The 13014-nt window shown below is 57.5% G+C and carries 5 protein-coding genes and 2 pseudogenes; 6 read left to right on the plus strand and 1 reads right to left on the minus strand.

The genetic code is table 11. The features are described 5' to 3' along the window. Positions 1-43: 43 nt before the first annotated feature. The 4 genes from BISU_RS03635 (at position 44) to BISU_RS03645 (ending at position 10008) form a co-directional block, all read left to right on the plus strand. Positions 44-3610, plus strand: coding sequence for a helicase-related protein (locus tag BISU_RS03635; protein ID WP_024464662.1), 3567 nt, complete (start codon positions 44-46; stop codon positions 3608-3610). Between the two features lie 76 nt (positions 3611-3686). Next, positions 3687-4793 (plus strand): DUF1156 domain-containing protein, encoded by a 1107-nt coding sequence (locus BISU_RS13105; RefSeq protein ID WP_226839166.1) that lies wholly within the window; start codon positions 3687-3689, stop codon positions 4791-4793. Between the two features lie 6 nt (positions 4794-4799). Then, positions 4800-6482: a DUF1156 domain-containing protein gene (locus BISU_RS13110; RefSeq protein WP_226839165.1), complete on the plus strand. Its 1683-nt coding sequence runs from the start codon at positions 4800-4802 to the stop codon at positions 6480-6482. 34 nt (positions 6483-6516) lie between these two features. Continuing rightward, a complete protein-coding gene (locus tag BISU_RS03645; protein ID WP_024464663.1) occupies positions 6517-10008 on the plus strand; it encodes a DUF499 domain-containing protein in 3492 nt (1163 codons plus the stop codon). A 153-nt stretch (positions 10009-10161) separates the two neighbouring features. On the opposite strand, the pseudogene BISU_RS13115 reads toward BISU_RS03645, so the two are convergent. Then, positions 10162-11384, minus strand: a pseudogene (locus tag BISU_RS13115) (IS3 family transposase); the annotation flags it as partial. A 766-nt stretch (positions 11385-12150) separates the two neighbouring features. On the opposite strand from BISU_RS13115, the pseudogene BISU_RS03665 reads away from it, so the two are divergent. Next, positions 12151-12627, plus strand: a pseudogene (locus BISU_RS03665) (transposase); the annotation flags it as partial. 138 nt (positions 12628-12765) lie between these two features. Continuing rightward, positions 12766-13014: helix-turn-helix domain-containing protein (locus tag BISU_RS03670; protein WP_324606616.1), on the plus strand; the 249-nt coding region annotated here is incomplete at its 3' end.

Genomic DNA, 13014 nt, shown 5'->3' on the forward strand with positions numbered 1-13014 from the left:
TTGAGGAGCCATCATCGAAGAAAAAAGTGATTAAGGGGACAGCATGGCTGATTCGGAATTGGGTCTTTCGGATCTTAAGGCTGGCCTCGTGGTGAGTGGTATTGTGCCCGATCAGTCTGTGACCATTGTCGCTGTCAGACCGATGAACGGTGCTGTGACGGTGTATTACGATGCTGGCGATGGCTCGACTTTTGGGCAGGAAATCATTGATCAGCAATCGGTCCAACATCTGAGTTTGGTCCAGCAATCTAGCCGTTCGTTGCCGTTTGACGCCAATCCTGAAGAGTTCCGGCTTGCGGCCGAGGCCTTGCGTATCAAGTATGCGGCACAATATGATCCGATGTCCGCGGTGTATTCGTCGAATATTGACCCGTTGCCGCATCAGATTCGCGCGGTGTATGAGGATATGCTGCCCAAGGTGCCGTTGCGCTTTCTGCTGGCCGACGATCCCGGCGCAGGCAAGACCATCATGGCAGGTTTGTATATCAAGGAGATGCTGCTCAGATCGGCGGCGGAGCGGATCATCATTGCTTGTCCTGGCGGGTTGGTGGAGCAGTGGCATGACGAGTTGAGTTCGAAGTTCGGTCTCGAATTTGAGGTGTTTGATCCGTATATGCAGGTGCTGTCACCTACAGGCAACCCATTCCGTGACCACCAGCTGTTGATTTGCCGCATGGATCAGGTGGCCAGGGATGATGATCGTCTGGCCATGCTTGGCGATGTCCACTGGGATATCGCAATCGTGGACGAGGCGCATCGGATGAGCGCCCATTTCAAGTCGGCTAAGGGCGATATCACCAGAACGAGCAGATATAGGCTCGGTGAGACGCTGTCGAGGACAGCGGAGAATCTTTTGTTGATGACGGCCACGCCGCATTCCGGCAAGGAGGAGGATTTCCAGCTGTTCATGGCTTTGCTGGATCCGGACAGGTTTGCCGGCAAGTATCGTTCGAAGATCCATCATACCGACACCAAAGGCTTGATGCGTCGCATGGTCAAGGAGGATCTGCTCACTTTTGATGGCAAGCCACTGTTCCCCGAGCGCAGGGCTGAGACGGTGGACTACCGGCTCTCGCCGCAGGAGCTGGATTTGTATGAGCATGTCACGGAGTATGTGCGCAGTGGCATGGGCCAGGCGGACCGGTTGAAGGCTGCGGGTGATGCTCGGCGTGGTAACAGTGTTGGTTTTGCCTTGACGATTCTGCAGCGCAGGCTCGCGTCGAGCCCGGAGGCGATTCTGAGGTCGTTGGAGCGTCGCAAGCAGCGGCTTTCACAGCGTTTGGATGATTTGGAGCACGATTCTCGGGTAATCGACGCTCCGGTGGTTGGCGATGGCTATGGGGCTGATCGTTTTGATGAGGATCAGTATGAGGATATGTGGGAGGAGGCTGCCGAGGATCAGCAGCATGATCTGGAATCACGGCTAGACGAGGTGGTGGACTCCGCGACGGCTGCTCAGACGAAGGAGGAGCTCATTGTTGAGATTCATACGTTGGATGTGCTTGTCGCCGAGGCGCGGGTGGTTCGCAATTCTGGGCAGGACGCCAAGTGGCGTGAACTGTCGTCGATTCTTAGCGATAATGTCCTCGAATCGGGATCATCACCCATGCCGCATAAGCTGATCATCTTCACCGAGCATCGGGACACGCTCAACTACCTGCAGCGGCGGGTTGTCACGTTGTTGGGGAGGCCGGAGGCCGTGGTCACCATTCACGGTGGGTTGAATCGGGACGAACGCAGGCAGCGGCAGCATGATTTCGTCAACAATCCTGCTGCGAGGATTCTCATCGCCACGGATGCCGCTGGCGAGGGGTTGAATCTGCAGCGGGCGAACCTGATGGTGAACTATGACTTGCCTTGGAATCCGAATCGGATCGAGCAGCGTTTCGGTCGCATCCACCGTATAGGGCAGAAGCAGGTGTGTTGGCTGTGGAATCTCATGGCCAGGAACACGCGCGAGGGTGACGTGTATCTGCGGCTCCTGTCGAAGATCGCGCAGATGAAGACCGCGTACAACGGCAATCTGTTCAACGTGTTGGGTGACAGTGATGCCTTCGAGGGCAGACCGTTGAAGGATCTCATGATTGACGCGATCCGTTACGGTGATCGGGATGATGTCAAAGCCCAGTTGAACCGAACCATTGATAGCAGCGTGGCCAACGGCTTGGAGGAGCTGGTCAAGGAGAAGTCGGCGAACACGTCGATGTATCCGAGTTTGGATGTGCGCAAGGTGCGCGAGCTAATGGAGCAAACCCGCGAACGCAAACTGCAGCCTGGGTATATTGCGGCATTCTTTCTGGCGGCATTCAAAAGGCTCAACGGTGCGGCACGGCTGCGGGAATCCCAGCGGTGGCAGTTAACCCATGTGCCGGCAACGATTCGGAGCAAGGCGGCAAGCCTGAACAGGCATGAGCAGTTGGCGCAGGCTTATGAGCGCGTGACCTTTGAGACAAGCCGGGTAAGCCTGCGGGATGACACCCCGGATGCGATACTCATCGCTCCCGGGGAACCGTTGCTTACCGCGGTTATCGAATTGATCATCGAGCGGTTTGGCTCGACGTTGGACCACGGTACCGTGTTCATTGACCGCACCGACACCCAGCCCGAGAATCCCGTGCTCATGGCTGCCGCAGAACAGACGATCACCGATGGTCGTGAGCGTGTCATCTCGCAGCATTTCGATTATCTGCAGATTCCAAACAACGCCGACCCGCAGTTTTCCATTGCGCCTCCGTATCTTGATTATGAGCCGGCGAGAGCTGATGAACAGCCTGCAGTGCGTCTTGTGCTTGACTCTGATTGGATTCGTAACGACCAGTCGGGGCTGGTTCGCGATTGGGTGTACACGAAGGGTACTAGGCCGCGTCTTGACGAGCTGACTGTGCGCAAGCAGGCGGACAACGCCCGTGTCTTGCAGCAGGTGCGGGACCGGCTGCAGGCCGAGATTGAATATTGGTATGCGCAGTACAATATTCTGCTCGAAAACGAGCGCAATGGCAGGGCCAACAAGCGTATGACCGCCTCCGCAGCGCAGAAGCGCGCCCAGTCATATGAGCGACGGCTGGCGGCGCGTGAGCAGGAACTGGGCGCGGATGTTCGCTTGCATGCCAAGCCCGCACTCATCAGAGGGATGGCACTGGTCATTCCCGAACATGCGTTGCATGAGCAGACTGACGTTGAAGATGTGGTGCCGCGCAGGCGACCACGGCTGTTCGCGAAGGATACGACGATGGTAGACCGTCGCGCGGTGGATGCCACACTCTCCGCCGAGAAGCACGAGGGCCGCCATCCGCATGAGATGCCGCACAACAACAAGGGGTACGACATCCAGTCCGTGGATGCACTGGGCAACCGGTATTTCATCGAGGTCAAGGGGAGGATCGCCGGCGCTGAGGAAACGTTCACCGTCACCAGCAACGAGGTGGTGTTCGCGCAGACGCAGAAGGAACGCCACTTCCTGTCCCTGGTGATCGTGAGTCCAGAAGGTGCGGATCATGATCGGATTCGGTACATTGAGCACGCTTTCGATCGCATTGTGCCCTCGGATTCCACCACATCCTATAACGAACGCTTCAAGGATTACTGGGACCGAGGTACCGACCCCCGCTGAACACCCAGACATTGCCGCTTTGACTAGCGGTCCGAGAATAATCGTCGACAACACCACTTGAGAAGGAATCACACGCATGGCCGCGAATGTACGAAAGAAAAAACTCATTGAGAACGGCATCCCATTAACCGTTATTAACGAGGAATCTAAACGTGAAAAATCCCTGCGGCATGGTCTTCCTTCTACCATCCACTTGTATTGGGCCAGACGGCCTCTTGCTACCACGCGAAGCATATTATTTGCCCAACTTGTTGATGATCCTTCAGCCCATTCTGATCGATTCCCGACAGAGGAGTCACAGGCTGAGGAACGTGCACGGCTTTTCAATTTGATGAAGCGTCTCTCGCGCTGGGAGAATGTGAAGGACAGTGATCTTTATCGTCAGGCACATCAGGCGATTCTTGATTCCAATGATGGTATTGCTCCACGGGTGTTGGATCCGTTCGCAGGCGGAGGGTCGATTCCTTTGGAGGCGCAGCGGCTGGGGCTTGAGTCGCATGCCTCTGATCTGAATCCTCTTGCGGTTATCATCAACAAGGCGTTGATTGAATTTCCTTCGCGTTTCTGTGGCAATGTGACAGTGCATCCGCGGGTGGGAACGCTGAGTTCTTCGCATAACCGTGCAGAGGGGCTGGCCGAGGACATCAGATATTACGGGAAGGTGCTGAGAGATAAGGCTTTCGGCAAGATTGGGGATCTGTATCCAACTGTGACGGATGATGAGGGCAAGGAGCATACCGTCATTGCTTGGATCTGGGCCAGAACCGTGACTAATCCGAATCCGGTAAACCCCGTTCGGGTACCATTGGTGCGTTCATGGTGGCTGTCCAAGAAAAAAGGCCACGAGGCATGGATCAAACCCATCGTCGAGGATGGCCGCATTCGCTACGAGGTGCAGCACAATGCTGATGGCCCGAAAGGTGACGATGAATGGACAATAAAGAATGGAAAGGGAGGGAAATCGGTTGTTGATGGAACTCCGTTTACCTATGATTACGTGCGGTCAGAAGGCATGCATGGCAGAATTGGTAGTCAGCTGATTGCAGTAGTTGCAGAAGCAAGCAGAGGACGGTTGTACGTTTCACCAAATGAGCGTCAGATCTCCAGCTCAGATGTCGGCCGCCCAGAGCTAGATTCGGACGCGCTAATTGCAAACAATCCACGTTGGTTCTCGCCGCCTTAATACGGATTGAAGACTTTTACCTCATTGTTTACCAATCGGCAGTTGGTGGCGTTGACGACGTTGGCGGACTTGGTGGCGGGGGTTCGTGAGCAGGTGCTTGCCGATGCCCGTCAATCAGGCATGCCGGAGGGTGAGCGTCTTGACGATGGCGGCAATGGGGCTCAGGCGTACGCCGATGCGATAGCGGTGTATCTCTCCCTGTCTGTCAGCCGGCTCACTGATTATTGTTCATCGATATGCAGTTGGCATAACACAGGCGAAAAAATGCGTAATGTCTTTGCTCGTCAGGCGATTCCGATGACGTGGGATTATGCCGAGGTGAATCCTTTTTCCTCGAAGTCGGGGAATTTTCTTGGTCAGGTGCAGTGGGTGGCTGAGGCGGTGGAAAGTGTGCCCTCGTATCCGATCAGCGAGGCACGGCAAACGGATGCAGCCACGAGGGACTATCGGGATATGGTGGTGTCGACGGATCCGCCGTATTACGACAATATCGGGTATTCCGATCTGTCTGACTATTTCTATGTGTGGTTGCGACGTATGTTGAATACCATCCTGCCGTCGGTGACGTCCACGATGCTGACGCCGAAATCGGATGAGTTGGTGGCCAACCCGTATCGGCATAACGGCAAGGATGGCGCCGCCGAGTTCTTTGTTGACGGCTTTAATCATGTGTTTGCGCATATCCGTGAGGCGGCGAATCTGGATGTTCCCATGACGGTGTATTACGCCTACAAGCAGCAGGATGCCTCAAACGGTACCTCAACCGGTTGGTATGCGCTGCTTGACGGGCTTATCCACTCCGGTTGGGAGATCACCGCCACATGGCCGGTTCGCAGTGAGCTGTCGAACAGGATGCTTGCCAGTGGCACCAATGCGCTTGCCTCGTCCATTGTGTTGGCTTGCCGCCCCCGCCCCGAGGATGCTCCGGTGACGACGCTGCGTGAGTTCACGCGACTTCTGCGCAGTGAGCTTACGGGTGCGTTGAAGACGATGATGTCCAGTGGCATCGACCCTGTTGATCTGGCCCAGGCCGCGATCGGACCTGGCATCAGCGTATATTCGCGGTACTCGCATATTCGCGAGGCGAACGGCGCTGATATGCCGATTCAAAATGCACTGGAAATCATCAACCGCACACTCGATGAGGTGCTCGGCGAGTCGGACACCGATTATGACGCGGATACACGATTCGCCGTCAAGTGGTATCAGTCGTATGGGTGGAGCCAGCAAAGTTCTGGGCTTGCTGATCAGTTAGCTCGTTCAACTGATACATCACCGGATCGGTTGGTTCGTGGCGGCATCTTTGAAGCAATTGGTGGCAAGGCGCGGTTGTTGCCGCCGAAGGAGCTTTCCGGTGCGTGGAGTCCTGCCGAGGACAGCCAGATCAGCTTGTGGGAGGCCGTGGTGCGGCTTGCTGGAATCCTTCAGGAGGGCCAGGGTATGGAGGCCGTGACATATGCGTTGGCTCAGGTCGAAGGACGAGGCATCCCAGCCGAGCAAATTCGTGATCTGGGATTCCGCATGTTCCACGAGGCCGAGAAACGGCACGACACTGACGGTGCACTGTTGTTCAACGGACTCGTCTCATCGTGGGATCAACTCACTGCCGGTGCAGGCAGGGATGCGTTGCGCATATCCGAACGGAAAGAACGCTTCCAGGGTAGTCTGGGAATTGATGATGGGGAATAATCGTTACGAGCAATAATGGGACTGCGAGGTCGCTATGGCGGTGAATAACAGGGACAGGGTCGGCAAGGCATTCGAATATTTGTCGGAGGGGCTTGGGGATCCCGTCGACGAGGTGATGACCCGAGTGTTCAACACTGCTGACTGGCCGGCAGCGTGGGCAAAGCAGGATTCTGAGAGGCACGGTACGCCGCTGCGGGTCTATGAGAAGCATGATGTGCAGATCCAACTGCGCGCCATCACGGAGTATGGTCGGGAGTTCAACGACACACTGACCCGTTCCCAGCAGTCGTATGCATCGGAATTGCGGGAGACGCGCAATAATTGGGCGCACATGCAGGCTTTCAATTCCGAGCAGGCGTTGCGCGCGCTCAGCACCATCGAGCTGCTGCTCGAAGCCGTCGCAGCGCCTGACTCGGCAGGCGATGTACGCAAGCTGCGTGACCAGTTGCAACGGACGATGTATGAGGATCACACGCGTCAGCAGACGCGCAGAAAGACGATATCAGTTGATGCTACGCAAGGCATGAAACCATGGCGTCAGGTCATCACGCCACATGACGATGTCGCATCCGGTAATTTCACGGCTTCGGAGTTTGCCGCCGACCTGTATCAGGTGGCTGTGGCAAAAACCGCGCAGGAACCCGGGAACCCATATGGTGATCCGATCGAATTCTTCAACCGAACCTATCTGACCGAGGGGTTGCGTGATCTTCTGTCCCGCGCCATGCGGCGTCTGGCTGGTGACGGGCAGGCTTCACCCGTAGTGAATCTACAGACCAATTTCGGCGGCGGGAAAACCCATTCGCTGCTGGCTCTCTATCATTTGTTCGGTGATACGCCTGTGAAAGCATTGTCATCCGATGTACAGGACTTGGTAGCGCACAACAAGCTCGCTGCCGCATGGCAGCCTGGCAGCGTACGTCGCGCCGCAATTGTCGGCACGTACTTGAAGGCCGGTTCCCCACATGTTGAGCCGGATGGTACTCAGGTCAACACCATCTGGGGTGAGCTTGCTTGGCAGCTGGGGGGAAGCGAAGGCTATGCGATGGTTGCGCAGGACGACCAGCGTGGCACCAATCCGGGCAGCGCCCTGGATGCGCTGCTGAGGAGATACAGTCCCGCTTTGATCCTGATCGATGAGTGGGTAGCGTACGCGCGTGATCTGGTTGGGCGCGATGATCTGCCTGGCGGAACCTTCGACACCCAGTTCACGTTCGCACAGACGCTAACCGAGGCCGTGTCCGCCGTGCCAAACTGCATGCTGGTGGTCTCGATTCCCGCTTCTGAAAGCGGCGACACGGCTAATGACATCGAGGTTGGCGGCAGCAACGGACGAGCGGCATTGGAACGTCTGCGCAACGCCATCGGACGTAAGGCCGATCAATGGCGTCCATCGACCCGCGACGAGTCATTCGAAATCGTGAGAAAACGCCTATTCGAAGAGCCAGATGGTGAAGCTCAGGAACGGATAGCCCTGACTGCACGGCAATTCGTGAACATGTATCGCAATGACCCCAAGTCCTATCCGTCCGAAGTATCCGGTCCGGGCCAGGATTATGAATCACGCATCCGCGCATCCTACCCGCTACATCCCGAACTACTCGATCGCTTGTATGAGGATTGGGCGGGACTGGACAAGTTCCAGCGCACCCGCGGCGTGCTCAAACTCGTTTCCTCGATCATCCATGAACTGTGGGTGTCGCAAGATTCCAGCCCGCTGATCCTCCCCGGCAACGTGCCACTCGGCGCCACTTCCGTGAACACCGATCTGACCGGCTACCTGCAGGACTCGTGGAAAACGGTGATTGATACCGATATCGACAGCGACTCCGCAACCGCCGCCAATATCGACACCGACAATTCAGTCCTGGTATCCAGACGCTTGGCGGAGCGTGTGGCCCGCACGGTGTTCCTTGGTTCGGCGCCAAGAGCTGCCATGCAGACCAAAGGGATCAGCGAACAGCTCATATGGCTGGGCACAGCCATACCCGGTGATGTGCACGGCAACTTCGGTTCCGCGTTGAACCAATTGCAGCAGCATTCCACCTACCTGTTCTCGGAGCACGGACTGTACTGGTACAGCACCCAGCCATCCATCGCCAAAACCGCCCGCGAATACGCCGAACGATACCGTGAGAATGAGGACACAGTCTTCGCTGAAATCATGCGCCGATTGCAACCCGAATCAACGGCTTCAAATCGCGGCGACTTCCGGCGAGTATGCGTCGCACCCGCGGATAGTTCGGACATTCCGGACAGCGACGAGGTCGCATTGGTCATCGTGCACCCGAGACTGGTCATGGGCAGAAACGAAAACCCAGACTCTCAGAGCATGACATGGATTCGCGTCGCCATCGAGCGCAGGGGTTCGGCGCAACGCGAGAACCGCAACATGGTCGTATTCCTCAGCGCCGACCGCAGCGCTATGGAATCGGTGACAGCCACCGCGAGCGCCTACTTGGGATGGAAGCAGATCGAAAACAGTGAGCAAGCCCTCAACATCGCCCCGCAGCAGGCACAGCAGGTCCACGCCAACGTTCATGAGTATGACAGCCGCCTCGACGCGGCAGTGAAGTCGGCATACTGCTGGTGTGTCTACCCCGAAGGCGGGGAAACCAGCGACTTCACGCTCACGCAGGAGAAAATCCCCGAGTCTGGCGGCGACACACTAGCCAGTCGAACGAGCGCTAGACTTGCCCGTGAGGAAATCATCATCGCCCAGTATGCACCAAGCACCATTGGATTCGAACTCCTGCAGAAGGTGCGGCCAGCATTCAAGGAAGGCGCCATCAGCGTGAAGACGCTATGGTCCTTTATCACCCGATTCCCCTACATGCCACGGCTACTCGACCGCTCCGTGCTCGACGCAGCCATCGAAGGTGTGCCGGAATTGAACGGGCTTGACAACGAACGATTCGCCGTTGCCGACAGGAGAGACCCTGACACAGGTCGATTCCTGGGTTTGGTCGTCCCCGGGCATCGTGAAACGGGAGATGGCGCGCAGGTGAGTAGCGAGCACATTCACGTCACCGATGCCACGCTCATCGTGGACTGGGATGTGGCGCTCCAGCAGCTCGAACAGGATCAACGGGATATTGAGGCGTCCCGCCACTCCCAGCTGGAGGATGGCACGCGTGGGCTTACTGCTTCACAGGAGACACCAGAAGGTGGCACTGATGCGCGACAGTCGCTGGAAGGTGCAGAATGCACTCAAGCTGGTGAACGGCAGATTGCCGGAGGCCAGACCGGTGTCAGCCAACCGCTCGACCGCAGTCAGCCGCTGAGCGCACCTGCTCAGACACGGTTCTTCGCCAACGTCGAGCTCAAGGCCAACTTACTCAACCATGACCTTGCTCGAATCAACGACGGTATTCTAGGCCCGCTGCTGCGCTCAGGTGCACAAATCACGATCAATCTTGAAGTGCACGCGGACAAGCCCGAAGGCTTCAGTGATGCCGAAGTCCGCACGGTTAGTGAGAACTCCAACACACTCAAGATCGAGAACTCAGGGTTCGAGGAGGAGTAGAACATATGTTCGGATAGGTGTATAATCTTCGTTAATTTAAGTATCAAACAGGGGGGGGTCGAAACAAAGATGGCGAATATAGATATACCTAAGTATCTTCAGCGGGCAATATGAAGTGGACTGGTTTTTGTTCACGCTGTTTTGTTGGTTTTTGGGGCGATTGATATCGCCTGTTGTTGATGATACAGGGTTTCGACTTCGCATGGTGTCCGGTAGCCGAGGCTTTCATGGAGACGTTGGCTGTTCCACCAGGAGACCCATGGGAACGTGGCCTGTTCCAACGCGTGCATGGACTCGAATGGCTTGGATCGGCGGATCAGTTCGCCCTTGTACGCGCCGTTGACGGTTTCGGCCAGCGCGTTGTCGTAGGAGTCGCCCACGCTGCCGGTGGGTGCGAGGATGCCTGCTGGTGTCAGGTGCGTGCCGTACAGGGCACTGATGTATTGGGTGCCATGATCACTGTGGTGGATCAGGCCTGTGGTCTGCCCGTGCCGGGCTGTCCAGCTGATGGACTGGTCCAACGCGACCAGGGGCAACGTCCTGGTGTGCTGGCTCGCGGCGACGGCCCATCCCACGATCCTTGTGGCGTACGCGTCGGTGACGAACGCCACATACGCGAACGAGCCGGACGCGAGTCGTGACGATGGTGATGTCGGCCACGTGCAAGCGTCCAGGAGCCTCGGTGGTGAACTGCCTGTTCACCAGGTCCGGCCTGCCGCCCGTGCTTCTGGCGGGTCGCGTGGTGATCGGGTTCCGTCCCCGACGCACCCCCTGGATCGTGAGGGAGCGCATGACGTGCAGCACCTGGTCACGCCCGATCCCACGCCATCCCCGGCGGATCGGCTGACGATGGACTTTCCGATACCCGTACACCGCCATGAACCGGTGCGCGTGGATCACCATGATGTCACGGGCCGGCGTCTCGTGACGGGCACGCATCCTGCTGGCGGCACGGGCTTTGACCTGCCGGTATGCTCTGGCGGTGAGCAACCCGCCAGCCAGCGCAGCCCGCAGGACCGTGCGGATCGGCCCGACCCCGAACCGGTGGCGATGAGTGTCGATGTACTCGACCATCAACGTCGTGTCGGGTCGAGCCGTGAGGCGAACAAAGCCGACGCGCTCGACGGGATCTCGTTCGCCCGACGCAGCTGCGCATTCTCCCGACGCAGCCGCCTGAGCTCGCCGGACTCCTCGGGACCCGCCGTGCTTGCCGTATCGGCCTTGGCCTGCCAGCGGCGCAATGATTCCGCCGCCACACCCAGATCCTTCGCCACGCCCTGCAACGCCTTCGTCTCCGACGCGTGATTCTCCCGGGACTCGGCCAACGGCCTGACGGCCCGGTCCCTGAACTCCTTGGCATATCCCGTACTCAACATTCCATCATTCCTTATCCGGGGGAAATCAGGAACAAAACCCAGTCCACATCACCCGATTCAGGACAGTATCAAAATTATTCACATGGCACGCTTGTAGACGCATCGTCAATATCCAGTCATGATAAGGAGTTCTGGCGATGAAACACCTATCGACACGCATACTCCTAACATGGATGATCCTACTGTTTATTGTGCCCGCGCCCATGGTGCTGATGCTTTCGACGACCTTGCCAACGTTGTATTTACACAATATGGTCGGCATCCAACTTGGTGTCATTGCATACTCATGGATGCTTGCCGCCATGTATCTTGGCACTCGTCCTCGATGGGTGGACAGAAGTGTCGGGTTACCACATGTATATGTGGTTCATGGGGTGATGGGACTTATGGCGATTACCCTCACAGTCCTGCATCGCCAACTTTCCCCTTCGTCGGGGTGGATCAAGAGAACTGGCGATTGGGCACTTATACTGTTCATCGCACTTGCAGTCTGGTCATGCATGTTCATGGCAGGTTGGCTTACTTCACGCTTACGGTGGCTCGAACTGTTGAAACATTGGCTCGAACACCTCGCAAGGCATGAACTTTCAGTATGGCTTCACCGACTTAATCTCATAGCCGTAGTCCTCGTGTTCATCCACGTTCAGCTCATCAACTACATAGCATCACAACGAATTTTCATGGCAGCCCGTTGTCTAGATTGAAGTGCGACACCTTATACCATTGGAGATTGTCTAGGTTTCCGCGGGAGGAAGGTGTCGCACCCATGTCACGAGTGTATTCGCATATCGGTGAGGAGGAAAGGCAGGTCATCCAGATCCAGGTGGGCAACGGCGCCACGGTCCGGGCGATCGCCGCCATGCTGGGCCGTAGCGCGTCGAGCATCAGCCGCGAGATCAGGCGCAACACGTGGTTCCCGTCCAACCGGAACGAATCCTACCGGCCGTACCGGCCGCAACGGCTGAAGACGGGGCCCTGGACCGGCCGCTATTACGTGGCGGGTCCCGCCCAGCGCAAGGCCGACGCGCGCAGGACGCGCGCGCGAAAGCCCCGTCGCATGGCGTGCGACCGGCTTCTCGCGTACGTCACGGACCGGCTGCGCCGGGGGTGGACGCCCCTGCTCGTCGCGGGCAGGCTTCGCGGCGAGTACCCGGACGACCCGCTGATGCGCGTATGCCAGGAGAGCATCTACCGGTGGATCTACTCCACGCAGGCGCTGCGGGGGCAATGGGCGCAGTACCTGTTTTGGTTCAATTGTTTTTTGTGGTTTTGGTCAGGTAGTTTTTTCGGGTTTGGGCGTGGGGCATGCTGACCATAGTCGGGCTGTACCTTGGTAGTGCTTCGTTATCTATCGAGGAGGGCCGGAAAGGCAATGATCAACATGTCCAGAATCAATTCTATCCGTCGTCGGCGCAGGGAGGGCGAGTCCATCGCTTCGATCGCGCGCGCCGAAGGCGTCAGCGAGCCGACGGTGCGCAAGTATCTGAAGGTCGATGACCTGTCGGCCAGGCCGCCGGTCAGGAAGGGGCGGGCCTCGATGCTTGATGAGTGGACGCCTGTCATCGAGCAGTGGCTCGCCGAGGATCGTGTCACGTGGCGCAAGCAGCGGCATACAGCGACCAGGGTCTGG

The organism is Bifidobacterium subtile, assembly GCF_000741775.1.
GTDB classification, from domain to species: domain Bacteria; phylum Actinomycetota; class Actinomycetes; order Actinomycetales; family Bifidobacteriaceae; genus Bifidobacterium; species Bifidobacterium subtile.

Coding starts and splice junctions, on each gene's coding strand:
- BISU_RS03645 (WP_024464663.1), top strand. CDS start 6,517: ATGGCGGTGAATAACAGGGACAGGGTCGGCAAGGCATTCGAATATTTG.
- BISU_RS03635 (WP_024464662.1), top strand. CDS start 44: ATGGCTGATTCGGAATTGGGTCTTTCGGATCTTAAGGCTGGCCTCGTG.
- BISU_RS13105 (WP_226839166.1), top strand. CDS start 3,687: ATGGCCGCGAATGTACGAAAGAAAAAACTCATTGAGAACGGCATCCCA.